Annotated in this window: 22 protein-coding genes; 8 read left to right on the forward strand and 14 right to left on the reverse strand. The window is 75.0% G+C overall.

Going from position 1 to position 26,288, the window contains the following annotated elements; genetic code table 11:
* Positions 1 to 53 precede the first annotated feature (53 nt).
* Both J116_RS25220 and J116_RS25225 read left to right on the forward strand, forming a co-directional pair.
* Complete coding sequence (locus tag J116_RS25220) at positions 54 to 1,232, forward strand: exonuclease SbcCD subunit D (protein WP_023589854.1); 1,179 nt, start codon at positions 54 to 56, stop codon at positions 1,230 to 1,232.
* Complete coding sequence (locus J116_RS25225) at positions 1,229 to 4,375, forward strand: AAA family ATPase (protein ID WP_023589855.1); 3,147 nt, start codon at positions 1,229 to 1,231, stop codon at positions 4,373 to 4,375. The genes J116_RS25220 and J116_RS25225 overlap by 4 nt, the downstream gene beginning before the upstream one ends.
* Before the next feature lie 60 nt (positions 4,376 to 4,435).
* On the opposite strand, the gene J116_RS25230 is transcribed toward J116_RS25225, so the two are convergent.
* On the reverse strand, positions 4,436 to 4,882 hold the full coding sequence (locus J116_RS25230) for an Lrp/AsnC family transcriptional regulator (RefSeq protein ID WP_023589856.1): 447 nt from the start codon (positions 4,880 to 4,882) through the stop codon (positions 4,436 to 4,438).
* Between the two features lie 292 nt (positions 4,883 to 5,174).
* On the opposite strand from J116_RS25230, the gene J116_RS25235 reads away from it, so the two are divergent.
* Positions 5,175 to 5,627, forward strand: coding sequence for a rhodanese-like domain-containing protein (locus J116_RS25235; protein WP_028964501.1), 453 nt, complete (start codon positions 5,175 to 5,177; stop codon positions 5,625 to 5,627).
* Positions 5,628 to 5,655: 28 nt separating this feature from the next.
* Here J116_RS25235 and J116_RS25240 read toward each other — a convergent pair whose 3' ends face one another.
* The 4 genes from J116_RS25240 to J116_RS25255 all read right to left on the reverse strand — a co-directional run bounded on the left by J116_RS25240 (position 5,656) and on the right by J116_RS25255 (position 13,501).
* Entirely contained in the window at positions 5,656 to 7,347 is a 1,692-nt protein-coding gene (locus J116_RS25240; protein ID WP_028964502.1) for a DUF885 domain-containing protein, read from the reverse strand.
* A 372-nt stretch (positions 7,348 to 7,719) separates the two neighbouring features.
* Positions 7,720 to 9,246 carry a GNAT family N-acetyltransferase gene (locus J116_RS25245; RefSeq protein WP_394331497.1) on the reverse strand — a complete coding sequence of 509 codons (1,527 nt, stop codon included), beginning with the start codon at positions 9,244 to 9,246 and terminating at the stop codon, positions 7,720 to 7,722.
* Between the two features lie 152 nt (positions 9,247 to 9,398).
* Positions 9,399 to 12,116, reverse strand: coding sequence for a DUF6493 family protein (locus J116_RS25250; RefSeq protein ID WP_023589860.1), 2,718 nt, complete (start codon positions 12,114 to 12,116; stop codon positions 9,399 to 9,401).
* Positions 12,113 to 13,501 carry an SWIM zinc finger family protein gene (locus tag J116_RS25255; RefSeq protein ID WP_023589861.1) on the reverse strand — a complete coding sequence of 463 codons (1,389 nt, stop codon included), beginning with the start codon at positions 13,499 to 13,501 and terminating at the stop codon, positions 12,113 to 12,115. The genes J116_RS25250 and J116_RS25255 overlap by 4 nt, the downstream gene beginning before the upstream one ends.
* Before the next feature lie 416 nt (positions 13,502 to 13,917).
* Here J116_RS25255 and J116_RS25260 point away from each other — a divergent pair, with 416 nt between their 5' ends.
* A complete protein-coding gene (locus J116_RS25260; RefSeq protein WP_023589862.1) occupies positions 13,918 to 14,685 on the forward strand; it encodes a GntR family transcriptional regulator in 768 nt (255 codons plus the stop codon).
* Positions 14,686 to 14,725: 40 nt separating this feature from the next.
* Here J116_RS25260 and J116_RS25265 read toward each other — a convergent pair whose 3' ends face one another.
* Positions 14,726 to 15,883, reverse strand: coding sequence for an ROK family transcriptional regulator (locus tag J116_RS25265; RefSeq protein ID WP_023589863.1), 1,158 nt, complete (start codon positions 15,881 to 15,883; stop codon positions 14,726 to 14,728).
* Between the two features lie 235 nt (positions 15,884 to 16,118).
* Here J116_RS25265 and J116_RS25270 point away from each other — a divergent pair, with 235 nt between their 5' ends.
* Positions 16,119 to 16,556 (forward strand): hypothetical protein, encoded by a 438-nt coding sequence (locus J116_RS25270; protein WP_023589864.1) that lies wholly within the window; start codon positions 16,119 to 16,121, stop codon positions 16,554 to 16,556.
* A 7-nt stretch (positions 16,557 to 16,563) separates the two neighbouring features.
* Here the strand turns inward: J116_RS25270 and mug are convergent, their stop codons facing one another.
* From mug to J116_RS25285, 3 genes are all read right to left on the reverse strand, one after another.
* On the reverse strand, positions 16,564 to 17,127 hold the full coding sequence (gene mug, locus J116_RS25275) for a G/U mismatch-specific DNA glycosylase (protein ID WP_023589865.1): 564 nt from the start codon (positions 17,125 to 17,127) through the stop codon (positions 16,564 to 16,566).
* Between the two features lies 1 nt (position 17,128).
* Positions 17,129 to 18,562: an adenylosuccinate lyase gene (gene purB / locus J116_RS25280; RefSeq protein WP_023589866.1), complete on the reverse strand. Its 1,434-nt coding sequence runs from the start codon at positions 18,560 to 18,562 to the stop codon at positions 17,129 to 17,131.
* A gap of 114 nt (positions 18,563 to 18,676) precedes the next feature.
* Positions 18,677 to 19,456 (reverse strand): SGNH/GDSL hydrolase family protein, encoded by a 780-nt coding sequence (locus J116_RS25285; RefSeq protein ID WP_023589867.1) that lies wholly within the window; start codon positions 19,454 to 19,456, stop codon positions 18,677 to 18,679.
* 114 nt (positions 19,457 to 19,570) lie between these two features.
* Between J116_RS25285 and J116_RS25290 the strand changes: the two genes are divergently transcribed.
* Positions 19,571 to 20,584, forward strand: coding sequence for a maleylpyruvate isomerase family mycothiol-dependent enzyme (locus J116_RS25290; protein ID WP_023589868.1), 1,014 nt, complete (start codon positions 19,571 to 19,573; stop codon positions 20,582 to 20,584).
* Between the two features lie 193 nt (positions 20,585 to 20,777).
* Here the strand turns inward: J116_RS25290 and J116_RS25295 are convergent, their stop codons facing one another.
* The 3 genes from J116_RS25295 to J116_RS25305 form a co-directional block, all read right to left on the reverse strand.
* Positions 20,778 to 21,794 (reverse strand): hemolysin family protein, encoded by a 1,017-nt coding sequence (locus J116_RS25295; protein WP_023589869.1) that lies wholly within the window; start codon positions 21,792 to 21,794, stop codon positions 20,778 to 20,780.
* Positions 21,791 to 23,338 (reverse strand): hemolysin family protein, encoded by a 1,548-nt coding sequence (locus J116_RS25300; protein WP_023589870.1) that lies wholly within the window; start codon positions 23,336 to 23,338, stop codon positions 21,791 to 21,793. Before J116_RS25300 ends, J116_RS25295 begins: the two co-directional genes overlap by 4 nt.
* 178 nt (positions 23,339 to 23,516) lie before the next feature.
* Entirely contained in the window at positions 23,517 to 23,945 is a 429-nt protein-coding gene (locus J116_RS25305) for a GNAT family N-acetyltransferase (protein ID WP_023589871.1), read from the reverse strand.
* A 102-nt stretch (positions 23,946 to 24,047) separates the two neighbouring features.
* Between J116_RS25305 and J116_RS25310 the strand changes: the two genes are divergently transcribed.
* A complete protein-coding gene (locus tag J116_RS25310; protein ID WP_023589872.1) occupies positions 24,048 to 24,299 on the forward strand; it encodes a hypothetical protein in 252 nt (83 codons plus the stop codon).
* Positions 24,300 to 24,315: 16 nt separating this feature from the next.
* The gene (locus J116_RS25315; protein ID WP_028964503.1) at positions 24,316 to 24,687 is read left to right on the forward strand and encodes a hypothetical protein; all 372 of its coding nucleotides are present in this window, start codon (positions 24,316 to 24,318) and stop codon (positions 24,685 to 24,687) included.
* A gap of 355 nt (positions 24,688 to 25,042) precedes the next feature.
* On the opposite strand, the gene J116_RS25320 is transcribed toward J116_RS25315, so the two are convergent.
* Positions 25,043 to 25,723 (reverse strand): class I SAM-dependent methyltransferase, encoded by a 681-nt coding sequence (locus J116_RS25320; protein ID WP_023589874.1) that lies wholly within the window; start codon positions 25,721 to 25,723, stop codon positions 25,043 to 25,045.
* A 173-nt stretch (positions 25,724 to 25,896) separates the two neighbouring features.
* Positions 25,897 to 26,241: a VOC family protein gene (locus J116_RS25325; protein ID WP_028964504.1), complete on the reverse strand. Its 345-nt coding sequence runs from the start codon at positions 26,239 to 26,241 to the stop codon at positions 25,897 to 25,899.
* Positions 26,242 to 26,288: the final 47 nt, after the last annotated feature.

Consider the following 26,288-nt stretch of genomic DNA (forward strand, 5'->3'; position numbering starts at 1 on the left):
CGGCCCCGGCGGCGGCAGCGGTACGAGAGGTACACAGGGGGCGGAGCGGGACCGTGAGACTTCTGCATACATCGGACTGGCACCTGGGCCGGTCCTTCCACCGCGTCAGCCTCCTCGACGCGCAGGCCGCGTTCCTCGACCACCTCGTCGCCACCGTCCACGACCACGACGTGGACGCCGTCCTCGTCGCCGGGGACGTGTACGACCGCGCGGTACCGCCGCTCGCCGCCGTCGAGCTGTTCGACACCGCACTGCACCGGCTCGCCGAGGCGGGCGTCCCCACGGTGATGATCTCCGGCAACCACGACTCGGCCCGCCGCCTGGGCGTCGCCGCCCGCCTCATCGACCGCGCGGGCGTCCATCTGCGCACCGACCCCGACGGCATCGGCACGCCCGTCCTGCTCCCCGACCCGCCCCACGGCGAGGTCGCCGTCTACGGGCTGCCCTACCTCGAACCGGCCCTCGTACGGGAACGCCTCGGCGCCCCGAGGACCGGCCACGAGGCCGTGCTCGCCGCCGCCATGGACCGGGTCCGCGCCGACCTCGCCACCCGCCCGGAAGGGACCCGCTCCGTCGTCCTCGCCCACGCCTTCGTGACGGGCGGCGAACCCAGCGACAGCGAGCGGGACATCACCGTCGGCGGTGTCGCCTCCGTACCCGCCGGGGTCTTCGACGGGGTGGACTACGTCGCCCTCGGCCATCTCCACGGCGCCCAGGCCCTCACCGACCGCGTGCGCTACTCCGGCTCGCCGCTCGCCTACTCGTTCTCCGAGTGGCGGCACCGCAAGTCCATGTGGCTGATCGACCTCGCCCCCGACGGCGGCGTCACCGCCGAGCGGATCGACTGCCCCGTCCCGCGCCCCCTCGCCCGCCTCCGCGGCCGCCTCGACGACCTCCTCGCCGACCCGGCGCTCGACCGCCACGAGGACGCCTGGGTCGAGGTGACGCTCACCGACCCGGTACGCCCCGCCGAGCCCATGGCCAGGCTCACCCGGCGCTTCCCGCACACCCTGGGCCTCGTCTTCGAACCCGAGCGCTCCGACACCTCCGAGGACCTCCTCTCCTACGCCCGCCGCCTGCGCGGACGCACCGACCAGCAGATCGCGGAGGACTTCGTGACCCACGTCCGCGGCGGCGCGGGACCCGACGCACACGAGCGGGCCGCCCTGCGCGGCGCCTTCGACGACGTACGCGCCGACCTCGCCGTACGCGAACGCGAGGTGGGCAGGTGAGACTCCACCGGCTGCGCGTCACCGGCTTCGGCCCCTTCGGCACCACCCAGGAGATCGACTTCGACACGCTCTCCTCCGCCGGTCTCTTCCTCCTCCACGGCCCCACCGGCGCCGGGAAGACCTCCGTCCTCGACGCGGTCTGCTTCGCGCTGTACGGCTCCGTCCCCGGCGCGCGGCAGTCGCCCGGCACCTCGCTGCGCAGCGACCACGCGCCCGCCGGGACCGTCACCGAGGTCGTCCTCGACCTGACCGTCGCCGGGCGCCGCCTGGAGATCACTCGCAGGCCCGCGCAGCCCCGCCCCAAGAAGCGCGGCAGCGGCTTCACCACCGAGAAGGCCCAGTCCTGGCTGCGCGAGTACGACCCCACCACGCGCGCGTGGAACGGCCTCAGCCGCTCCCACCAGGAGATAGGCGAGGAGATCGGCCAGCTCATCGGCATGAGCCGCGACCAGTTCTGCCAGGTCGTGCTGCTGCCCCAGGGCGACTTCTCGCGCTTCCTGCGCGCCGACGCCGAGGCGCGCGGCAAACTCCTCGGGCGGCTGTTCGACACCCGCCGCTTCGCCGCCGTCGAGGAACGCCTCGCCGAACTGCGGCGCGCCGCCGAGCAGCGGGTCCGTGACGGCGACCAGCGGCTCCTCGCCCTCGCCCACCGCATGGCGCAGGCCGCCGGTGACGCGGCGGGCGACTGGCCCGCGCCCGACGGCGAGCCCGGCGACCCCGGCCTCGCCGACGCCGTTCTCGCCTGGGCCGCCGTCGCCCGCTCCGGCGCCCGAGAGGCACTCGAGGCCGCCCGGCTGGCGCTCACCGCGGCCGAGGACCGGCAGGCCGCGGCCCGCCGCGCCCTGGACAAGCAGCGCGACCTCGCCGCCCTGCGCGAACGGTACGAGGACGCCCGGCGCCGCGCCGCCGCCCTGGAGGAAGGCCGCGCCGAGCACGACGCGTGGCAGGCCCGCCTGGACGGCTCCCGCAAGGCCGAGCGGGTGGCCGGTCCGCTCGACCTGCGCGACGAGGCGGAGCGCGAGCACCGCGCGGCGAGCGCCGCCCACGACCGCGCCCGGGCCGCCCTCCGGGCGCTGCCGGGCCTGCCCCCGGACGCCGCCGACGCGGGCGCGGACACCCTGGAGCGCCTCGGGCAGACCCGCCGCCGCGAACTCGGCGGCCTCGACGCCGCCCGCCGTGCCGAACAGCGCCTCGCCGAGATCGCCCGCGAGCGCGCCGGCCTCGACCGGCAGGCCCGCGCCGACGACGAGGCCCTCCACGAGGCCGCCGCGTGGCTGGACGGCTGGGACGACACCAGGCACGCCCTCCTCGCGCGGGTGGACGCCGCCCGCGAGGCCGCCACCCGCGCCGAGCACCTCTCCGGGCGACTCGCCCCTGCCCGCCGCCGCCTCGCCGCCGCCCGCCGCCGCGACGCGCTGGCCGACGACCTGACCGCCGCCGAGGGCCGGCTCGCGGCCGCCCGCGAGGCCGCCAACGCCGCCCACGAGACCTGGCTCGACCTGCGGGAGCGCCGACTGCGCGGCATCGCCGCCGAGCTCGCCGCGCACCTCACCGACGGCGACCCCTGCGCGGTGTGCGGCTCCGCCGAGCACCCGTCGCCCGCGCGCCCCACCGCCGACCACGTGGACCGCGCGACGGAGGAGGCGGCGTACGAGGCGCACACGCGCGCCGCCGAGGCCCGTACCGCCGCGGAACGGGACGTGGACCGCGTACGGGAAGCCCTCACCGCCGCAGCGGCGGAGGCCGCCGGGCACGACGACCCCGCCGGGCACGACACCCCTGGTCGAGACGGGGCGCCCGCCCCGGACGGTGCCGCCCAGGACGGTGCGCCCGGCAAGGACAGCGGGGCCGCGCGGGACCGGGTGCCGGCCGTCGCGGTCCTCGAGGAGGCCGTCGCCCGGCTGGAGCGCGAGCACGCCGAGGCGCGCGCCCTCGCCGCGGACAGCACCGTGGCGCGCGAGGAGCTCGACCGGGCCGAGCGGGAGCACACGCGCCGTGTCGAGGAGCGTCAGCGGCTGGAGGTGCGCTCCGCCGCCAGGGCCTCCCGGCGCGAGACGCTGGACCGGGAGCAGTCCGACCGCGAGGCCGACCTGGCACGCGTCCTCGGGGGCAGCGGCGGCACCGTGGCGGGCCGGGCCGCGGTACTGGAGCGGGAGGCCGCCGCGCTGGACGCCGCCGCCGACGCCGTACGGGCCGTCGAGGCCGCCGCGCGGCGCCTCAAGGAGGCCGACGGGCGGCTCGCGGACGCCGCGTACCGGGCCGGGTTCGCCACTCCGGCCGCGGCGGCGGCCGCGCTCCTCGGCGAGCCCGTACGCCGTGACCTGCAACGCCGGATCGACGCCTGGCAGGCGGAGGCCGCCGTCGTCGCCGACCGGCTCGCGGACGCCGACGCGCGTGCCGCGGCCGAGGGCCCGGCCGCCGATGTCGCCACCGCCGTCGCCGCGCACGAGGCCGCCGAACGCGCCGTGCGCGCCGCGACCACGACGCTGGCCGCGCACCGCGAGCGGTGCGACGCGCTCGACCGGCTCTCCGCGCGCGTGGCCGACGAGGTCCGCTCGCTGGGCCCGCTGCGCGTCGAGTACGACCGGGTGGCCCGGCTCGCCGCGCTCACCGCCGGGACCTCCGCCGAGAACGAGCGGCGGATGAGGCTGGAGTCGTACGTCCTCGCCGCCCGGCTCGAACAGGTCGCCGCCGCGGCCACCGCCCGGCTCCAGCGCATGTCGTCCGGCCGGTACACGCTCGTCCACTCCGACGCCCGCAGCGGCGGCAGGCGCGCCGGGCTCGGGCTGCACGTGGTGGACGCGTGGACCGGCAGCGAACGCGACACGGCGACGCTCTCCGGCGGCGAGACGTTCTTCGCCTCCCTCGCCCTGGCGCTGGGCCTCGCGGACGTCGTCACCGACGAGGCGGGCGGCGTACGGCTCGACACGCTCTTCATCGACGAGGGGTTCGGCAGCCTGGACGACCAGACCCTGGACGAGGTGCTGGACGTCCTGGACTCGCTGCGCGAACGGGACCGCAGCGTCGGCATCGTCAGCCACGTACCGGACCTGCGCCGCCGCGTTCCGGCCCAACTGGAGGTTGTCAAGGGGCGGGACGGCTCGCACGTCCGGCTCAGGGCGGGCGGCGGCCTCGGCGGCTGACCCGGCCGCCCGGCGCCGGGCACGGGCCCGGCGCCGGGGTCGGCGGCCGACCGGGCGGGGTCAGCGGCTGACCGGGCGGCGGGAGAGCGGTGACGAGTACACGACGCTGGTCGTCACCGACCCCAGCGCGCCGATCTTCCCCGACACCTCCTCGAGATGCCGCATCGACCGCGCGGCTACCTTCAGGACGAAGCAGTCGTCGCCGGTGACGTGGTGCGCCTCCAGGATCTCGGGCGTCGCCTCCAGCAGGTCGTGGAACGGCTTGTAGTTGCCGTTCGGGTAGCGCAGCCGTACGAAGGCGAGGACCGCCAGGCCGAGCGCCTCGTGGTCCACCACGGCCGCGTACCCGGTGATCACCCCGGCCTCTTCGAGCCTGCGCACCCGCTCGGTCACGGCGCTCGCCGACATCGACACGGCGCGGGCCAGATCGGTGAAGCTCGCCCGGCCGTCGGCCTGGAGGAGCTGGAGGATGCGCCAGTCGGTGGCGTCCGGTGAGAATCCCGTCATGGAGCAGCAATAGCAGGGGAATCCCCGGCGGAACAAGGAGATGGCCGGGGATCGTCACTTCACCGTGAGGTTCACCGACCGTAGTTTTTCCGGCATGAACCCCACCACGGAGACCACCCGCGCCGCCGGACCTGCACCCGCCACGACCACAGTCGCCCCCGCCCCGGCCACCGTTGCGCCTGCCACCGCGTCCACCGCCCCCGGGCCTGCCACCGCGTCCCCCGCCGGACCCGCCACCGCGTCGGCCGCAGTTCCCGCCGCCTCCGGCGACGCGCCCTCGTCCGCCGACCCCGTGCTGCGGGTGCCGCCCGCCGCGCCCTCGGCCGCCGCCGCGTACTTCGCGGCGAGCCTGGCGTTCCACGCCGACGTGTCCGACGTGGCCGCCGCCCTCGGCGCCGACGGCGGCCCCGGCTTCGCGCTCCTCGACTCCCGGTCCACCGAGGCGTGGGACCAGGGGCACATCCCCGGCGCCGTCCACCTGCCGACCGCGCGGATCGCCGCGGACGCCGGGCGGCTGCTCGACAAGGCCGTCCCGGTGGTCACGTACTGCTGGGGCCCCGGCTGTGACGGCGCCACCCGCGCCGCCCTCGCCCTCGCCGGACTCGGCTACCACGTCAAGGAGATGCGCGGCGGCTTCGAGTACTGGGTCCGCGAGGGGTTCCCGTACGAGACGTCGGAGGGCCGGCGCCGCACGGACGCCGACCCTCTCACCGCGCCCGTCGCCGCCGACGACTGCGGCTGCTGACCGGGGCGGCGCGCATCCGCGCGCCGCCTCACAGGCGTGACAGTTCGTCCACCAGGTCGTCCAGGCCGAGCGGGCCCTGCGAGAGCGCGGCCATGTGCCACTTCTTCGCGTCGAACGCGGCCCCGTGCGCCTTGCGGGCGTTCTCCCGGCCCAGCAGCCACGCCCGCTCGCCCAGCTTGTACCCGATGGCCTGCGCGGGCATCGACAGGTACCGGACCATCTCGCTCTCCACGTACGCGGGCGGGCGGCTGCTGTGCTGCTGGAAGAACTCCTGCGCCAGCTCCGGCGTCCACCGCTCGCCCGGCCGGAACGGCGAGTGCGCCGGGATCTCCAGGCCCAGGTGCATGCCGATGTCCACGATCACCCGGCACGACCGCATCATCTGCGCCTCCAGGTAGCCGATCCGCCGTTCCGGGTCGGGCAGGAAGCCCAGCTCGTCCATGAGCCGCTCCGCGTACAGCGCCCAGCCCTCCGCGTTGGCGTTCACCATGCCGACGGTCGTCTGGAAGCGGGACAGCCGGTCCGCGACGTGCGTCCACTGCGCCAGCTGGAGGTGATGTCCCGGCACGCCCTCGTGGTACCAGGTCGAGACCAGGTCGTACACGGGGAAGCGGGTCTCGCCGTTGACGGGCAGCCAGGTGCGGCCGGGCCGGGAGAAGTCCTCGGACGGGCCGGTGTAGTACGGGGCGGCGGCGCTGCCGGGCGGCGCGATCCGCGACTCGACGCGCCGCACCCGCTCGGCCAGGTCGAAGTGCGTCCCGTCGAGCGCGTCGATCGCCTCGTCCATCAGGCTCTGCAGCCAGGCGCGGGTCTCCTCGACGCCCTCGATGTGCGTGCCGTGCTCGTCGAGGTGGGCCAGCGCCTCCCAGGGGCCGGCGCCCGGGAGGATCCGGTCGGCCTCCTTCCGCATCTCACCGATGATGCGGTGGTACTCGTCCCAGCCGTACGCGTACGCCTCGTCCAGGTCGAAGTCCGTGCCGTTGTGGTAGCGCGACCAGCGGGCGTACCGCTCGCGGCCCACCGTGTCGGGGGCTCCCACGACGGCCGGCGCGTAGGTGCCGCGCATCCAGTCGCGCAGCTCGGCGACGGCCGCGGTCGCCCCGCGCGCCGCCGTGTCCAGCTCCCCGCGCAGCGCGGAGGGCCCCGCCGACGCGAAGTCCTCGAACCAGCCGCGCCCGCCCTCGCCGCCCCCGGCCCACCTGCCGAGCTGGTCGATGAAGGTCGCCGTCGCGCGCGGACCGCCCGGCAGCCCCCGCTTCAGGCCCAGGGCGAGGGACTCGCGGTACCCGTCGAGCGCGGCGGGCACGGCCCGCAGCCGCTCGGCGACGACCGCCCAGTCCTCGTCGGTCTCCGTCGGCGTCACGGTGAACGCCATCCGGACGCTGTGCGCGGGGGAGCGGAGGTTGCTGACGGTGCGCAGGCCCTCGTGGGCGTCGTGAACGGCCAGTTCGGCGGTGAGCCGCTCCCGCAGGAGCCGCGCGCAGCGGCGCTCGGCCTCGCTGTCGGCGCCCGGCAGCAGTTCGGCCTTGTCGAGCCGGGCGAGCGTGTCGCGGGCCAGGGTGGCGAGTTCCTCCTGGCCGGCGGGGGAGAAGTCGGGCAGAAGCGCGTAGCTCTCCCGCACGCCCAGGTACGTGCCGGTGACCGGGTCGAGTTCGACGAGGGCTTCCACGAAGGCGTCCGCGACCTGGCGGGGGAGAGCGCTGCTGGGGGTATCTGGCATGCCGACCATCCTGATACGCGTCCGCGCCCACGTCACCTCATTCGATCACAGTCGGCTGACAAACGAGCGCGCTGCCATCCCCACCGGGGACCCGTGAGGTGCGGTGGTGGCGGGAGGGACCGGTGCGTCGCCGGTCCGGGGCCGGGGAGGGCGGCCGCCGCCCTGTGCGCCGATGGGTTGTCACGACCTGTGGCGGAGCGTTCCGTCGGCCGTCCGCGCTGGACGGACGCGCGCGGGGGACGCCCCCGGGGGCGGTGCGGGAGGCGTCTCGCGCGGGCGGGCGGCGGGGCCGCGGCGCGCTCCGGTGCGCCGCGGCCCGGTCGCCGCCGACTTTGGCCGGAATCCGACGCCCGGGGGCCGTCGCCGGGGCGGTTACGGGTGGTGAGGGGTGCCCTGACCGGCGCGGCCCGTCCCGGGGGCGGGGTGGGGGAGCGGGGCGGGGTGACCGCTGCTTTCGGCCGCCTCCCGCCGCTCCGCGCGCAGGGTTTCGAGCCGGGCGGTGATGACGAGGGTGCCTTCCTCGATCTGGTAGTCGAGTGGCAGCCGCAGGGCGCGCATGGCGGCGACCATGCCCGTGTTGGACGCCTGCGTCACGGCGTAGACGCTGTCGCAACCCGCGTCGAGGGCGAGGCCGACGAGCCGGCGCAGCAGCTCGGAGCCGATGCCCCGGCGCTGCCAGGCGTCCTCGACGAGGAGGGCGACCTCGGTCTCGTCGCCGTCCCACAGCAGATGCCCGAGGCCGACCAGCCGCCCCGACGCCGTCTCGACGGCCAGGGTCCGGCCGAAGCGGGGGCTCAGCAGGTGGTTGAGGTAGCGGTCGGCGTCGGCGACCGGGCCGTGGTAGCGCAGTCCGAGGGTGCGGTCGGAGCAGCGGTCGTGCATGGCGCGCGCCGCCGCGATGTCGTCCTGGCCGGCGCGGCGGACGGTGATCTCGTTGCCCTCGGGCAGCGTGAGCACGTCCTGGCTGCGCGGCACCCTGGGCCCGAGGCGCGCGTCCAGTTCCACCAGGGCGCGGGCCCGCGCGAACTCGCTGGGCGTGAACGGCAGATACGGGCGCTCGACGGTGAGCACGCCGCCGTACGGGTCGTGCAGCAGCATCACCGTGTCGCCCTCTTCGAGCGCGCCCTCCACGGGGGCGGTGCGGTCGCTGCGGCGGCCGGTCGGGGAGACGGCGGGGACCGAGCGGATGGTGCAGCGGCCCAGCAGCTGCCGCAGCGCGAGCGGCAGTTCGGCGGCGTCGAGGGCGGTGCGGGTGGCCATGCCGAGGACCCGCGTGGGCGTGTCCACCAGGTCGTGCGCGTCGGCCCGCTCGATCCAGGTGTGCGTGCCGCCCGCGGCGGCGGTCTGCCGGGTCAGTGCGGCCGCTTGGACCGTGGCGGGGGCGCGCAGCAGGAACTCGTCCACCGTCCCGTCGGAGAGCGGGTGCGTCTGGAGGGTCAGGATGTCCACTCGCAGCCGCGCCAGCGCCCCGCAGAGGGCGGCGAGGCTGCCCGGTTCGTCGCGGACGGTGGTCCGCATCCGCCACAGCACGGTCTCGGTGCCGGGGCCCCCGGGGGCGGCCGGGTCCCCGTGGGCGGCCGGGTCCCCGTGGACGGAGTGCTGCCCGGGCGCGGCCGGGTGTCCGTCGCCGGGGGCTGTCTCCGGGGGTGTGGGCGAGGGCGGGGCATGGCTGTGGCGGCGTGCCCACCACGTGTGGAAGGCGGCGGTGGCCACCAGGACCACCGCCGAGACGACGAGCAGGTACGGCCCGTCCGGGCCGTGCGCGATGGCGTTCGCGATCGCGTCCGCGACGGCCACGGCGGTGAACAGCGCCGCGAGCTCGACGAGATCCCGCCGCCAGTGGTGCTGACGGCGGGTACGCTTCGCGGAAGTGACGGCCACTTCGGTCATCTGGGTCATGGCACCACTCTGACGCAGCGGTGTTGCGCGATCACGAACGATGTGTGACTGACTGGTTAAGCATGCATCTGCACCCTTAAAGGTTGATTCTTGCAGTTCGTGCCGCCTGGCGCGGGCCGACCATGGCACGTCGGCCGGTACGCCCAGGTGGCTCAACCCAGCGCCTTGGCCAGCCTCTTGGCCTGGACGACCAGCTGCGAGGAACCCCGCCGTGCCGCGAGCTCGGCCAGCCCCGGCAGCGCCGCCCCGTCCCGGCCCGGATCCGTCGAGTTCCGGCCCACACCCGGCACGTCCCGGCCCGCATCCGGCGCGTCCTCACGCATGACCACCGCGTCCTCACGCACGACCGTCGCCTCCTTGCGCACGACCACCGCCCCGCACCGCTCGGCGCAGTCGGCGGCCACCGCGAGTATCTCGCCAAGACCGCGCGGCGGTTCGCCACCGGAGAGCAGCCCCGGCAGCGCGCCCGCGAGGGCGGTCCACACCGTGCCGTACGCGCCCGTCGCCGCCGTCGTACGCAGCGCGTCGGCCAGCCGGTTCACCTTGACGGTGCCCAGCGCGACCAGCTCCGCCAGGTCACCGCCGAGCCGCGCGGCGTCCAGCTCGCCGCGCGATGCCAGCACCAGCAGCGCGTCCACGGCCGCCAGCCGGTCGTCCGTGTGCCGCGCGCCGAGCCCGCACGCCACCGCCAGGTGCAGCGAGGGACCCGCCTCGCCGCCCGCCTCGGCCAGCACCGGCAGGATCTGCCCGGCGCCCCGGTGGTCGTCGTCCGCGCAGCGCGTCACGAGCGGAAGCAGCCACGCCGCGAGCGTCTCCCGGTCCTGCGGCAGCACGGCGACGTCCTCACGGGACCCGCTGTGCCCGCAGTGGCCGGTTCCGCCCGTCCCCGTCCAGGGCCGGCCCAGCGAGCGGAACGCGGGCGGGAACTCCCGCTGCAGCACCAGCTGTTCCGGCGTGCCCACCACGATCCGCCGCGTCGGCCAGTGCTCCTCCGCCCACCTCGGCCGGGGCACGTCGACCACCTCGCGCGTACCCGGCCCGAAGAGCGTGCCGCCGCCCGTCAGCCAGGCCGCCAGCCGGTCGCCCTCCGGGGTGCCCAGCGCGGTGGCCGCCTCCGCCGCCTCCGGCACACCGGGCCCCGTGCGGCGTACGCGGAGCAGCGCCTGCGCCATGTCGCACTCACCGTGCCGTACGCCGAGCCGCCGGTACACGGCGAGCCGATCGACCAGCTCGGCCGGGTCCAGCGCGCCCGACTGCCACGTCGGCGTGGCCAGCAGGAACGGCAGCGGCTCCGTCACCGCCCGGAACGCCGCCTCCCGCACCCGCGCCGCCGACACGCGCGCGAGCCGCCTGCGCACGCAGCAGGCGTCGGCCGAGTACCAGGGCTGCCGCAGCAGTTCGTCCCGCCCGACCCGGCGGACCAGGGCGGCCACGAACAGCTGCACCCCGTCCAGGCGACTCGTGTCGGCGCCCGCGTGGTCGTACCACCACAGGCCGGGCAGCAACGGCAGCAGCGCCTCCCGCAACGCCTCGACGTCCTCATGGGCGGCGCGCGTCAGCCCGTCCAGCGCCCGCTCCGTGTCGACGCCGTCCGGGTCGGCGGAGCGCAGCAGTACGGCGACCTCCTCGACCAGCTCCGGCAGCGCGCCCGCGACGGGTGCGACGCGCTGCGGCTCCGGCGGTGGCGGCAGCAGCTCCTCGTACGGCCCCGGAGCGTCGTCCGGGTCGGGCAGCTCGCCGAACAGCGCGGCCGCCGCCTCCCGGTGGGCGGAGCTCAGCAGCGCGGCGGCCGTGTCGGCCAGCTCGCGTCGCGTCGCGTCGTCCACCGCGTCCAGATGCCGCCCCACCAGCTTCAGCGCCCGCTCCTGGAACGCCGTGTCGCTGTGCCCGAACACCTCGGCCAGCACCGGCAGCAGCTCCCCGGCCGCCGCCGCGTCCCGCCGCAGCACCTTGCCGACGAGCACCAACTGCGCCCGGACGAGCTTCTTCTCCGTACGGAACAGCAGCGAGGCGGAGACCTCCGCCACCTGCCGCGCCGACAGCTCCCCCGAGGCGGCGAGCCGGCCCAGCACCTCCTGGGCGTATCCGGCCACCGACGAAGGGGCGTCCGCCGCGAGGCCCATCCAGTCGGCCGTACGCGCGCGTTCCTCGTCCGCCGTCAGCCCCAGAGCCCTCAGCAGATCCAGGAGGAACCGCAGATCGGACGGCTTGCCGCCGCGCAGCAGCCGGGCCAGGCAACCGTCCACGAGGACGTCCCGCTCCACGACACCCGCCCGCGGCAGCGCCACGAGCGCCTGCACCCAGCCCTCCTGCCAGACCAGCGCACCGTCCAGTTCGGCCGTCTCGAAGAGGCGCGGCACGAGCACCGGGGTCTGCGGGTCGGCGGACAGGTCCGGCAGCAGCCTGTGCGCGGAAAGGGAGTGCACCCAGCCGTGCACATAGCCGTCCGTCACCGGCACCGGGCATCCGGCGCGCCGCACCAGCCCGTGGATCAGCGGATAGTCCTCCCGCGCCGTCGCGGCGCGGCCCGCGAGCCGGTGTGCGACGTCGCCCAGCCACGCCGGGTCCCGCCGTCTGAGCACGGCCAGCACCAGCGGGTGCGGCGGCGTCGAGAAGTCCCGCAGGTCGCGGGCGCCGATCCACGAGGCCACCGCCGCCGCGCCCGTGTGACACCCGGCCCCCGCGACGAGCAGCGCGTGGTGGACGCGCCGCCGTTCCTCCCACCGGTTCCAGCCCCAGCCGCGCAGCTCCGCGCGGATCGCCTTGAACTCCTCCAGCGCGGCCTTGCGCTCCCCGGCGTCCAGCGTCCACAGCAGCTCCGCCACGTCCTGCGGCCTGCCCTCCCGCACGGCCTCCAGCAGTTCCCTCATCGCGTCCCTCCGGTGACCTTCGCCCCACGCCGCGCCATCCGCACGGCCAGCGCGTGCTTGCAGGGACCGCGCCCGCCCCGGTGGTCCGTCCACCAGCGGCACGTGCACGTCGGCGCCCCGTCCGCCTCCCGCACCTGGTACCGCCGCTCGCCCGACGCGACCGTCGCCAGGTCGCCCGACAGCTCCACCGCCCCCGACGCGGCCAGCTCCCGGGCCGCGACCAGCCGCGGGTTGTGCCGCTCGGCGCGGTCCGCGTCGTACGGCAGCTCGCGGTGGAAGTACGCCGCCTCCGCCACGTCGTACCCGACCCGCCCGGCCGTGCCCAGCCGCGTCAGCGCCGCCCGCACCCGCTCCACCGGCAGGCCCGCCCGTACGGCCAGGTCGCCCGGGTCGATCCGGGGCTCCCAGGCCAGCAGCACCGACACGAGCTCCGCGTCGGCCTCCGCGTCCCGGGTGGCCAGCGCCTCCAGCACCCGGCCCTCCCCGGAGAACCCGCGCGACGGGTCAGGCGACAGCGTCAGCGTCAGCCGCATCCCCGGCAGCAGCACCTCCCAGGCACTCGCCGCGCCACGCGCGCCACCCGCGGCGGCGGCGCTGCGGGCCGCCGCCGGTCCGTACACGCGCAGCGCCGTCGCGTGCCGCAGCACCCGTTGCAGCGCCGCCAGCCGGTCCGGCCCGGCCAGGCACACCGCGCCGGGCACCGGCCGTGTCGTCGGCCGCAGCGTCCGGCCCGCCGGTACGACCCACATGGGCGCCCGCGCGCCCGCGCCGCGCGGCAGCGACCGCAGGAACCGCACCGCCTCGGCGGCCGGCAGCTCCGCCCGCAGGTCGAAACCGGAACACGCCACCTGGGCCTCGGCGAACCCGCGCAGCCAGCGGTCGGGCAGCGGCACCTTCTTCTCCACCACCGAACCGCCCAGCGTGGTCACCGCCAACTCGTCGGGCCCGACCCGCAGATGCAGCGGATCGTCACCGGTCAGCCGGGAGAGCGCCTCCCGCAGCGGATTGTTCACATCCACGTTCGTCGTGCCGTGCCCCGTGTCCGCGCCGTCCAGGCCCTCGCGCAGCACGTCCAGGCGCGCGTACACGCCGTTGCACCCCGAGAACGACTCGAACCGCAGCCGGTCGCCGTTCCCCGTCACCACGGGGTCCAGCGAACCCGGCCGCCGCTGGTAGTAGCGGGCGGCGGCGACGTCGGCCACCGCGAGCAGCCCCCGCGCCGCCGCCAGGGGAGACGTCAGGAAGCCCGAGAAGAACCGGGGATGCGCCTCGGCGCCCACCGGGGTCACACCACCGGAGGTCTCGAGACCGAGTGAACGCCCCGCTCCCGAACTGCCCAGGGCGGACGGGCGTGCGTAGGCGAAAGCCTGTACGGATCGCGTCATGTCCCCGACCGTAGGACCCGCCACTGACAATCCCCGGCCGCGCGAGGACGAGTACGCCCAGGTCGGGGGACGCCAGGCCCGTCCCAGCTCGCCGGAGCCCCCCGAGGACCGGCCGCCGCCCCGCCGGCATCCCCGCCCGGCCCGCCGCGCCGCGCGGCCTCCCCTATGGGCGACGCCCGGGGGAGTCCTGTGCTCCCCAGTCTCCTCCCCGACGCCGCGTCAACGGCAATTACCCTTCAGTAGCCAGGAGTTCAGGATCACCTCGGGCACACACCCACGGCCCGTCGCCCACTCCGGCCAGGATTGGTCTTGACCAAGGGGGTGGCCCGTCCTATGGTCGCAGAGATAGTGCAGGGACCTTTAATAAACAAAGGCACGGAAACTCGTCCGGGACACGGCGACAGCGGAGGATCAGGGTGGGGACCACGCAGCTGCAATCGGTGCCGGAGCCGAAGTACTGGCACCTGAAGACCGTGATCGGCGAGGCACTCGACTCCGAGTTCCAAGTCGGGCAGATCCTGCCCAACGAGCGGGAGCTCGCGGCGCGCTTCGGCGTCGCCCGCGCCACGCTCCGCCAGGCACTCGAACAGCTGGAGCTCGAAGGCCGCCTCCAGCGCCGCAGGGGCGTCGGCACGACCGTGGCCCCGCCACGCGTCGGCGTGGACGTCTCCACCGCCCAGCACCGCTGGCCCGGCACCGGCGACGACAGCTGGCAGGCCGTCGACTGCGCCACCACACCCCCGCCCGCCGCCGTCCTGCGCCTCCTGGAGGCCGACGACACGGACCCGGACACCGGCACGGGCGCGTCCCGCCCCGTGTACGCGGTGCGCCGACTGCGCGCCACGCACGGCCAGGCCCTCGCCGCCGAGCAGCTGTACGTCCCCGCCGCCTCCGTCCCCGGCCTCGTCACCGACGAGTCGCTGACGGGCCCCGCCCTCGCGCGCGGAGTCCTGCGCGAGCTGGAGCGGCTCCCCCTGGAGGGCCAGGACCGTTCCGTGGAGCTGGGCTCGGCCCGCGCGGACGACGCGAAGGAACTGGACCGCCTGCCCGGCGCCCCGGTGCTCGTCGTCACCACCCGCTACCTGTCCGGCGGCCGCACGGCGGCGGTGTCCGTCGCCACCTACCGCGCCGACACGTGCCGCCTCACCTTCGGCGACGTGGGCGACCTCCAGATCGCCTCCTGACGCCCCGACCCCCTGACGCCCTTCCGCCGCGCGGCGCCCCTCAGCGCCGCGCGGTGACCGTGCCCTCCACGGCGAACAGCTGCTCCTCGACGTGGTCCAGGGCCAGCCGCAGCGCACCCGTCGCCACAGCCGCCTCGCCCAGCAGTGAAAGCTCCACACGCGGCGGCCGCAGGCAGAAACGCGCCAGCTCCTCCCGCAGCGGCGGCAGGATCCCGTCCAGACCGGCAGCCCACCCGCCGACGACCACGACCTCCGGGTCCAGTGCCAGCACCAGCGCCCCCACGTCGTGCACCAGCCGCTGCGTGAACCGGTCCACGGCCGCCATCGCCCGCTCGTCACCGCGCCGCGCCGCCGTGAACACCTCCGCCACGGCGTGCTCGTCCAGCGGGTGCAGCGGCTCGTCCGTCGTGGACAGCAGAGTCTCCGGCTTGTCCCCGCGCCCCAGCAGGTGCAGCGCCCCGATCTCCCCGGCCGCCCCGCCGAACCCCCGGTGCAGCCGCCCGCCGATCAGCGAACCCGCGCCCGGACTCAGCCCGGCCAGGACGAAGACGATGTCGTCCGAGTCGATCGCGGCGCCCTTCCAGTGCTCGGCGACGGCCGCCGCGTTGGCGTCGTTCTCCACCAGCACCGGACAGCGGAACGACCGACGCAGCCGCTCGCCCAGCGCGAGCCCCGTCCACCCCGGCAGCGCCGTGCACAGCCGCACCGTGCCGTCGGCCTCCACGATCCCCGGCGTGCCCACACCGACGGCCCGCAGCGCGCCGCGCGCCACACCGGTGCGGCGCAGCACGTCCGCGACGGCCGAACGGACCCGCTCCAGCCGCTCGTCGGCCGACGCGGTCACGGCCACACCGCGCGTGCCCGCGCCGATGATCCGCCCGTCGAGCCCCGACAGGAGCGCCGCCACCCGGTGCGGTCCGATCTCGATGCCCAGCAGGTGCCCCGCCTCGGCCCGGAACCTGAAACGCCGCGCGGGCCGGCCCTGGCGCCGCACCTCGCGCTCCTCCGGCCCCGCTTCGACGACGAGCCCCGCCTCGATCAGCCCCTCCGTGACACCCTCGACCGTGGGGCGCGAGAGGCCGGTGAGCCGGGTGAGGTCGGTCAGTGTGCGGGCGTCGCCGCCGCGCAGCGCATGGAGTACCACCGCGGAATTGATCCGCCGCAGTAGCGATGGGTCCCCGCCGGTCAGCCGCCCCACCGTGTGTCCTCCCAGCTCGAGCGCGTGTCTGCCGGATCGTACTCAATGCCGGGGTCGAGCGGCGAGCGAGGGCCGCCCGGGACCGCCGACGGCGCGGAGTACGGTACGACGGCCCGCGCCGCCCGATCCCGCCCACAGGCCCCCCGCCGCCCCGGGACCGCACCCGCGCCCCCGGTTGTCCACAGGCCGAGCTGACGCGACGCCAATTGTCAGTGGGGGGAGCTTTACTGGAGCCATGACCACGGACCGTCACCACCTGGAGACCGTCGACCTCCTGCGCGCCCGTCCCTTCCCCCGGCAGCGCGGCCGGTCCGACGTGGGCGAGAGCGGCCCGGGGTATCACATAGCCGAGCTCGCCACGAGCGAGGACTTCTGGGAGGACCGCGGCCGCACCGAGGAGGTCGAGGAGCAGTACGAGGCGGAGCGCGACGCGCTGGGCCTGCTGCTGGCCGAGCGGTGGGGCGAGCCGCAAATCTTCAGCCTGTGGTCGGTCTTCGAGCGCGGTATGAACCGCGAGGAGATGCCGGAGCCGTGGGGCGTCCTCAGCAGTCACGTGCCGGATGTGCACCTGTGGCGGGCCGACGGCCGCTGGATAGCCCTGGGCGTCTCGCAGTGGGACCGGGAGCTGCCGTTCCAGCTGCTCGCCGTCGTCACGGAGACAGACCCCCCGTAGGCCGTCGTCACGGAGACCGGTCCTCCGTAGCGGCGACCCGCAGGCGGGCGTACTCGTCGGCCATCGTCCGCGCCGTCCAGTGCGCGTTGAGGCCGCTCGGGTTGGGCAGCACCCAGACCCTCGTGTCGCCGATCGTCCGTTCCTGCGGCCCTATCGCCGCCTTCCTGTCACCGAAGGCCACGCGGTACGCGGTCACGCCGACGACCGCGAGCCAGCGCGGCCGCAGCAGCTCCACCTTCGCGGCGAGCAGCCGGCCGCCCTCGCGGAACTCGTCGTCGCTCAGCTCGTCGGCCCGCGCCGTCGCCCGCGCGACCACATTGGTGATGCCCAGCCCGTACGACAGCAGTTCCTCCTGCTCCGACGGCGCCAGCTGCCGCGGGGTGAAGCCGGACAGGTGCAGCACGGGCCAGAAGCGGTTGCCGGGCCGGGCGAAGTGGTGGCCCGTCGCGGCCGACATCAGGCCAGGGTTGATGCCGCAGAAGAGCACGGACAGGCCGCCTGCCACCACGTCGGGGACGACGTGGTGGCGGGCGGCCTGGAGCTCCTCGGCGGTGAAGCGGCGTGAGGCCACGTCAGAGGATGGCGCCCGGGGCGTAGGCGGCGGCCTCCGGGTGCTGCTTGACGATCTCCTCGATCCGCGCGACCACGGCGCCCACCTGGTCGGCCGCGGCCCCCGTGAAGGACAGCTTGTCGGCCATCAGCGCGTCCAGCTCGGCGCGGTCCAGCGGGATGCGCCCGTCGGCCGCGAGCTTGTCCAGCAGCTCGTTGCGCTCGACGCCCTGCTCGCGCATGGCCAGCGCGGCCGCGACGGCGTTCTCCTTGATGGCCTCGTGGGCCACCTCGCGGCCCACACCGGCCCGCACGGACGCCATGAGCACCTTGGTGGTCGCCAGGAACGGCAGGTACCGGTCCAGCTCCCGCGCGACGACCGCGGGGAACGCGCCGAACTCGTCCAGCACGGTGAGGAACGTCTCCAGCAGCCCGTCGAACGCGAAGAACGCGTCGGGCAGCGCGACCCGGCGCACCACGGAGCAGGACACGTCGCCCTCGTTCCACTGGTCGCCCGCCAGCTCCCCGGCCATCGACGCGTAGCCGCGCAGGATGACCATGAGCCCGTTGACGCGCTCGCAGGAGCGGGTGTTCATCTTGTGCGGCATAGCGGACGAGCCGACCTGGCCCGGCTTGAAGCCCTCGGTGACCAGCTCGTGGCCCGCCATCAGACGGATCGTCTTCGCCAGCGACGACGGGGCGCCAGCCAGCTGCACCAGCGTCGTCACGACCTCGTAGTCCAGGGAGCGCGGGTAGACCTGGCCGACGGACGTGAAGGCGTGGGCGAAGCCGAGGTGCGAGGCGATCCGCTGCTCCAGCTCGGCGAGCTTCGACGCGTCACCGCCCAGCAGGTCCAGCATGTCCTGCGCGGTGCCGACGGGGCCCTTGATGCCGCGCAGCGGGTAGCGGCCCAGCAACTCCTCCAGGCGCGCGTACGCGACGAGCAGCTCGTCCGCGGCGGTCGCGAAGCGCTTGCCGAGCGTCGTGGCCTGCGCGGCCACGTTGTGCGACCGGCCCGCCATGACCAGCTCGCCGTACTCGGCGGACAGCTTCCCGAGCCGGGCCAGCACGGCGACGGTGCGGTCCCGCATCAGCTCCAGGGAGAGCCGGATCTGGAGCTGCTCGACGTTCTCCGTCAGGTCGCGGGACGTCATGCCCTTGTGGACCTGCTCGTGACCGGCGAGGGCGTTGAACTCCTCGATCCGGGCCTTCACGTCGTGCCGCGTGATCTTCTCACGCTCGGCGATCGACCCCAGGTCGACCTGGTCGAGGACACGCTCGTAATCGGCGAGGGCGGCGTCCGGCACCTCGATCCCGAGGTCCTTCTGGGCGCGCAGCACGGCGAGCCACAGGCGGCGCTCCAGCTTCACCTTCTGCTCGGGGGACCAGAGGACGGCGAGTTCGGCGGAGGCGTAGCGGCCGGCGAGGACATTGGGGATGCGAGGCTTTGCAGTCACGTGTACGGATTCTACTGGCGATTCGTGCAGGCCAGCCCGCCGCCCCGGCTTGTGGCTTGCTACGAGACGTACGCCACGGTGAGGGCGGCCCCGCCGGGAGCGGCGTACGGGAGGCTACGCCGACGGGCCGTCGAACGGCAGCAGGTCGGGACGCTTCGCCGGGCGCCCGTCGCCGGACGAGCGGCCCGTGAGACGGCGCCCGATCCACGGGCCCAGGTGCTGCCGGGCGAACCGCAGGTCGCTCAGCCGCCGCTCCACCCACGGACCCCGCACCTCCGGAGGCAGGGGCGCCCGCCAGTCCTCCTGCGCCTCCAGCCCCAGCGCCTGCCACACCGCCTCGGTCACCCGCCGGTGCCCCTCGGCCGTGAGGTGCAGCCGGTCCACGTCCCACAGGCGCGGGTCGCCCAGCACATGCGCCCCGTACAGGTCCACGACCACCGCGTCATGGCGCGCGGCCAGGCCGTCGATGTGCGCGAACAGCTCCTCCATGCGCGGCCGGAAGCGCTCCATCACCGGGCCGCGGCGGCCGGGGCTGCGCATCAGCACGAGCCGCTTGCACGCCGGCGCGAGCCGCTCGACGGCCTCGTCCAGCCGGGCCCGCACCCGGCCCATGTCGCACTTGGGGCGCAGCGTGTCGTTGAGCCCGCCGACCAGCGTCACCACGTCGGCGCCCATCTCGGCCGCCCGCCCCACCTGCTCGTCCACGATCTGGCCGATGAGCTTGCCGCGCACCGCCAGGTTGGCGTACCGGAAGCCCGGCGTCAGGGCGGCGAGGCGGCCCGCCAGCAGGTCGGCCCAGCCCCGGTAGGAACCGTCGGGCAGCAGGTCCGACATGCCCTCGGTGAAGCTGTCGCCCACCGCGACGAAACTCGTGTACGTGGCATTCATCTCCATGGCGGAGTGATCGTACCGCGCGGTCGGGATGCGCCCGGCTGTTCGACTAAGGTCGCCGGAGGCCGGGCCCGGAAGACGCCCGGAGACCATGATCGGGGGAGAGACGGGAGAGCCATGACCGAGGCACTGGAACGGACGCTCGCCGACGCGCTGGCCCATCTGCTGACCGCCGTCGACACCTGCGACGACGAGGTGCTCGACCCGGACGAGGCCGTCAGATGGGCGGAGCACACGGCGCACCTCCTCGACCGGCTCACCGCAGCCGACCGGCGCCGCCTCGCCGACCTGTTCCGCGACACCGCCCGCCGCGAGCCGGAGGGCCCCTGGCGGGACGCGCTGCGGCAGCTGCCGGGAAGCCTCGGCCTGGACGAGGACGCGCACAGCGGGTACTGCGACGCCGTGGCCGACCACACGGCCCGGCTCGTCGCGGCGGTGCGGGACGCCGACCCGGCGACGCCCGTCTCCACCTGCCCCGGCTGGACGCTCGCCGACCTCGTACGGCACCTGGGCGAGGTGTACCGCTGGATGGACCACCTCGTCTCCACCCGCGCCACCGCGCGCGTCGAGCCCGAGGACGTTCCGCTCGACCTGCCTGGCGACCCGGGCGCGTACCCGGCTTGGCTGGCCCGGTCGGCGGACGCGGCGCTGCGCACCCTGCGCGCCGCCCACCCGGACACGCCGATGTGGTCGTACGGCGCCGATCCCCACGCCCGGTTCTACGCGCGGCGCCTGTGCTTCGAAACGGCCGTCCACCTCGCCGACGCCGAGCTGGCGCTGGGCGCCGAGCCGCGGGTGGAGCAGGGGACGGCCGCCGACGGCATCGAGGAGTTCCTGGACAACCTGCCGTATTACGCCTGGGTGGCCGAGCCGATAGCCCAGCTGGGCCGCGACGGGGCGGCCCTGCGCCTGCGCGCCGCCGACACGGGAGCGGTGTGGACCCTGACCCTCGGCGACGGCGGTTTCGGCTGGAGCGCGTCCGGCACCGGCCCGGCCGCCGTCACGGTCGAGGCCGGATGCGGCGAACTGCTGCTCCTGCTGTATGGCCGGTACGGCACCGAGGACAGCCGGTTCACCGTCACCGGTGACCGCGCGCTCCTTGACGCCTGGCTGGCCGCGACCCGCTTCTGACCGGAGCCCGTCAGCAGGCGTCGCCGGCTGCCACGGCCCGGCGTCACCACGTCCTTACGGCACGCTTGGCGCGGCCGTAAGGCGGCCTGGTCACACGGCCAGTGACCGTACGGGCAGCACCCGAACGCGCCCGTACCGGCGCGCCGGGCGCCCGCCCGGGTGCCGATCAGGCAGGCGCCCGGGCGGGCGGGGGTCACACCGCCGGGCCGCCCACCAGTTCGCGGAGGACGTCCTCCATGGTGACCAGTCCGGCCAGTCGGCCGTCCTCGTCCAGGACGGCGGCCAGGTGCGTACGGCTGCGGCGCATCGCGGTCAGCACGTCGTCCAGCGGCGTCGCGGCCCGCACGCGGGCGATCGGGCGCATCGCCGACACGGGGAACGGCTCGTCGCGCGGTATGAAGTCCAGGGCGTCCTTGACGTGCAGGTAGCCCAGGATGCGGCGGGACGGGTCGACCACCGGGAAGCGGGAGAACCCCGACCGTGCGGCGAGCCGCTCCACCTCGTCCGGGGTGGTGCCGACCTGCACGTACACGACCCGCTCCAGTGGCATGACCACATCGCGCACCGGGCGGCGGCCCAGTTCCAGAGCGTCGTGCAGCCGCTCGGCGGCACGGTCGTCGAGCAGGCCCGCGTCCCCGGCGTCGGTGACCATCCGCGCCAGCTCGTCGTCCGAGAACGTCGCGGCGACCTCGTCCTTCGTCTCCACCCGCAGCAGCTTCAGCAGGGTGTTGGCGAACGCGTTGATGGTGAAGATCACCGGCCGCAGCGCCCGCGCCAGCGCCACCAGCGGCGGGCCGAGCAGCAGCGCCGTGCGGACGGGCTCCGCGAGGGCGATGTTCTTCGGCACCATCTCGCCCAGCAGCATGTGCAGGTACGTGGCCGCCGCCAGGGCGATCACGAACGAGATCGGGTGGACCAGGCCGTGCGGGACGCCTGCCGCCTCGAACAGCGGCTCCAGCAGATGGGCGATGGCCGGTTCCGCGACGATGCCGAGGACCAGGGTCGCCAGGGTGATGCCGAGCTGCGCGGCGGCGAGCAGCGCGGACACGTGCTCCAGCCCCCACAGAACGCTGCGCGCCCTGCGGTTACCGGCCTCCGCCTGGGGCTCGATCTGGCTGCGGCGCACGGAGATCAGGGCGAACTCCGCGCCGACGAAGAAGGCGTTCAGGACCAGTGTCAGGAAGCCGATCAGCAACTGGACGGCGATCATCGGCCGGCCCCTTCACCAGAAGAACCAGAAGAGCGAGAAGAACCAGAGGTGCCCGAAGCCCTGGAAGACCCCGAAGGCCAGGAAGCCCCAGAGGTACGCGAAGACCCGGAGGCCCCGGACGTCCCCGAAGCGCGGGAAGCGCTTGAAGCGCCGGGTGCCCGCGCACCTCCATGAGCGCCGAAGCCGCCGGAACCACCGGCAGCGCCCGCCTCCCCGGAATCCGCTTCCGCCTCCGCGCCGGCGGCGGGCGCGTGCAGCATGACGCGTGCCGCCCGCCGCCCCGAGGCGTCCACCACGTCCAGGCGCCAGCCGGCCACCTCGACGGTGTCGCCGACCTCCGGGATGCGGCCCAGCTCCGTCGCGACGAGCCCGGCGAGCGTCTCGTACGGGCCGTCCGGGACGTGCAGCCCGATCGGCCGCAGCTGGTCCGTACGGGCGGCCCCGTCGGCGGACCACAGGCTGCGCCCGTCGGCGTCCTCGCCCGCCCGCGCCAGGTCGGGCGTCTCGTGCGGGTCGTGCTCGTCCCGCACCTCGCCGACGACCTCCTCGACGATGTCCTCCATCGTCACGACCCCGGCCGTGCCGCCGTACTCGTCGATGACGACGGCCATGGTGGCCTTGCCGTACATCCGGTCCAGCAGCCGGTCCACGGTGAGGCTCTCGGGCACGAGCACCGGCTCGCGCAGCAGCTCGACCACCGGGGTGCGGTGGCGCCGCTCGGCGGGTACGGCCAGCACGTCCTTGATGTGCGCGGTGCCGATGACCGTGTCCAGATTCCCCCGGTACACCGGGAAGCGGGACAGGCCGGTCGCCCGTGTCGCGTTGGCGACGTCCTCCGCGGTGGCCTGCGCCTCCAGGGCGGTGACCTGGACGCGCGGGGTCATCACGTTCTCGGCGGTCAGCTCGGCCAGGTTGAGCGTACGGACGAACAGCTCGGCCGTGTCCGGCTCCAGCGCGCCCTCCTTCGCGGAGTGGCGCGCCAGGGCCACCAGCTCCTGCGGGCTGCGCGCGGACGCCAGCTCGTCGGCCGGCTCCATGCCGAGGCGGCGCACCATGTGGTTGGCGGTGTTGTTGAGGTGGCTGATCAGCGGCTTGAAGGCGGCGCTGAAGATCCGCTGCGGGGTCGCGACGACCTTCGCCACCGCGAGCGGCGACGAGATGGCCCAGTTCTTGGGCACGAGCTCGCCGACGACCATCAGGACCACCGTCGAGAGCGCGGTGCCGATCACCAGGGCCACCGACGAGGCGACCGACGGGGACATGCCGAGCCCGCGCATCGGGCTGCTGATGAGCTTCGCCACGGAGGGCTCGGCGAGCATGCCGACGATCAGGTTGGTCACCGTGATGCCGAGCTGGGCGCCGGACAGCTGGAACGTCAGCGACCGTACGGCCTTCAGGGCGCCGGCGGCGCCGCGCTCGCCGCGCTCCACCGCCCGTTCGAGAGCGCTGCGCTCGATCGTGGTCAGGGAGAACTCGGCCGCGACGAACGCGCCGCACGCCAGGGCGAGCAGCAGCGCCACGAGGAGCAGCAGCACTTCCGTCATCGGTTCACCTCCGTCCCATGATCGGTCAGAGGCAGGATGATCGCGCGATATCGATGGCGGGTCGTACTACTGGGAGGCTCGCCCATGGGCGGACGCTCACACACCTTTCTTTAGACAGGGCCGAACTCGTTCATCCATGGTAAAGGATCAGCAAAACGGCGCCGAGTGTCCGTCCTGCTCAGTCCGTGAGCGGCTTGACCCAGCGGCTCCACTGCGGCTGCGGGGCGTACCCGGCCGCCCGCCAGGCGTGGTGCGCGGGCGCGTTGCGGTCCAGCACCATGGCGTCGGCGCGCCGTCCGCCCAGCCGGGCGAACCGCTCCTCCGCCGCCGTGAGAAGCGCCGTGCCCACGCCCCGTCGGCGCCGCTCAGGACAGACGGCCAGCCGGTACAGATGGCAGCGCCACCCGTCGAACCCGGCGATCACCGTGCCCGCGAGCTCCCCGTCGCCGTACTCGGCCAGCAGCAGCGCCCCGGGATCGCGGGCGACCAGCCGTTCGACGCCGTCGCGGTCGTCGCTGATGCTCGTGCCCTCGGCGGCCACCTTCCAGAACGCCAGGACGGCGTCCACGTCGGAGGGTCCGGCGGCACGTATTCGAAGATCTTCCATGGGAGGCATCCCACCATTGCGCGCGGGACGGCGTCGATCGGTTTCGGCCACTTCCTTCCGCGCCCCTTGCTGGTGCTAGCAAGATGACGCTAGCTTGGTGGGGTGGCGAAGACTCAGCTGAACGTACGGGTGGACGAGGCGACCGCCGAGGCCGCCCGGCGCAGGGCGCGGCAACGGGGGGTCAGCGTGAACCGGTACATCGAGGAGCTCGTCCAGCGCGACGTCGGCGAAGCGGGCCGCACGTTCGTGGACGCGGCCGCCGACTTCATGAAGCAGTACGAGTCGGTCTTCGCCGACGAGTTCCGCGGCGACCCCGCGCTCGGCCCCGGGCCCCGTCCGGAGGGTGGTCGGTGAGGGCGTCCGTACGCGCATGAACCTCTCCATCGACCTCGCCTGGCTCCTCATGGTCGCCGAGCAGAAGGCACCCAACGACCCACAGGTCGTCGACTGGGGCGCGCTCGTCGCCGCGGTCAGCCGCCACGACGCCGAGATATTCGGCATCACCGTCTACGACGACCCGCACACCCGCGCGGCCGCCCTGCTGCAAGTGCTGATGCACATACCGGCGCTGGAGCACTCGAACGCGCTGTTCGCGTCGGCCGTCGCGTACGGGTACCTCGTCGCGTGCGGGCTGCGCGTCACGGCCTCGCCGGAGCGGGTCAGGGAACTGGCGCGCCTGGTCAAGGCCGGTGCCGCCGACGTCCGCGACATCGCCGACGAACTGGAACGCTGGACGCTCTGACGCGGGCGCGGACGAGCCGGTACGGGCAGACGCACCCGCACGGCGACGTCAGGCGCCCGCGCTCCCGGTGAGTACCCTGGTGCCGCGCGCTGAGTACCCCGGCGGATGCTCCGCCTCCGGCCGCGCGGGTTTGCTGGGCCCATGACCAGCGCACCGACCCGCCGCCGCATCGAACCGCAGCAGATCGCCACGTTCGGTACGGCGATCGCCGGGGCCCTGCTGCCCCTCGCCCTCGGCGTCCTGTTCGCCAAGGCGATGGCCGCCGACCCTATGACCCCGGTCAACGCCCTCATCACCAACGGCGGCCGCGCCCGGCTCTCCCCGGCCGAACTGCGCGGTTGCGGGCGCGGCGGTCTCAGGCGATGCCGGACGCGGGTCGCCGCGCGACGCCCACGACGGCGGGCGACGACGGAAGCGGTACACCCCGCTCCGGAAGCCGCAGCCGTCGGCAGGTGACGATCTCGAACCCGGCCGCCTCCATCTCGGCGAGCGGGTCACGCGCCGTGTGGCAGCCACCGAACAGCCGCGGCCACACGGTGGCGTCCAGACCCCGCTGCACCGCCGCCGGCACCCGCCCCCGCGCCCGGCCGTGCTCCAGGAACCGCAGCTCGCCGCCCGGCTTGAGGACCCGCCGCAACTCCGCCAGCGACCGCCGCACGTCCCGGACGCTGCACAGCACCAGCGACGCGACGGCGCCGTCGAACGCCTCGCTCTTGACCGGCAGCGCCTCCGCGGTCCCCGGCACCACGTCCACGGGCACCCCGGCGCGCAGGCCCTCCTCCACGGCGAGCCGCCGCAGCACCCGTTCGGGCTCGATCGCGACGACCTCCGAGACGGCCGCCGGGTAGTACGCGAAGTTCAGGCCGTTGCCCGCGCCCACCTCGACGACCCGCCCGGACAGCCCGTCCAGCAGCTCGCGCCGCAGCTCCCCGACCCCGCCCTTCGCGTCGGCCAGCACGCTCACGCGCGCGTAGAACCGGGCGAACAGCGGATGGTGCACGGCGTCCCTGCCGGCCTTCGTCCTCTGCTCCGTCATCGCGGACCTCCTCAGACAGCGTGACCGACAGCCCCGACAGCCCCGACAGCCCCGGCGGCTCCGACAGCCCCGGCGGCTCCGACGTGCCGAAGGCATCCGGCACCGTCGGGCAGCGTCCGGCAGATCGGGCGGACAGGGGCATTGTGCCCCCGCGCGCACCCGTCGGGAGCCCGTCAGCCCGCCACGAAGCAGAACTCGTTGCCCTCCGGGTCGCGCATCACCTGGAAGCTGCCCTGCTCGTCCCGCACGATCCCGCCGACCCGTACGGCCCCGAGGGCCACCGCCGCGTCGGCGGCCCTCGCCACGTCCCCGCCCTCCAGGTCCAGGTGCAGCCGGTTCTTCGCCGACTTGCCCTCCGGAACCCGCTGGAACGCCACCCGTACGAACCCCGGCGGCTCGACGTACGACCAGCCCGGTTCCCGGTCCACCGGCTCGCCGCCCAGGAGCGCGGCCCAGAACCGCACCAGGGCGGCAGGGTCCGCGCAGTCGAACACGACCTCGCTGACAGTCACTCGCATACCCGCCAGCGTAGGCGGCGGGCGCCCCGGTCCCGAGGACCAAGACG

This window comes from Streptomyces thermolilacinus SPC6, assembly GCF_000478605.2.
Classification (GTDB): Bacteria; Actinomycetota; Actinomycetes; order Streptomycetales; family Streptomycetaceae; genus Streptomyces; species Streptomyces thermolilacinus.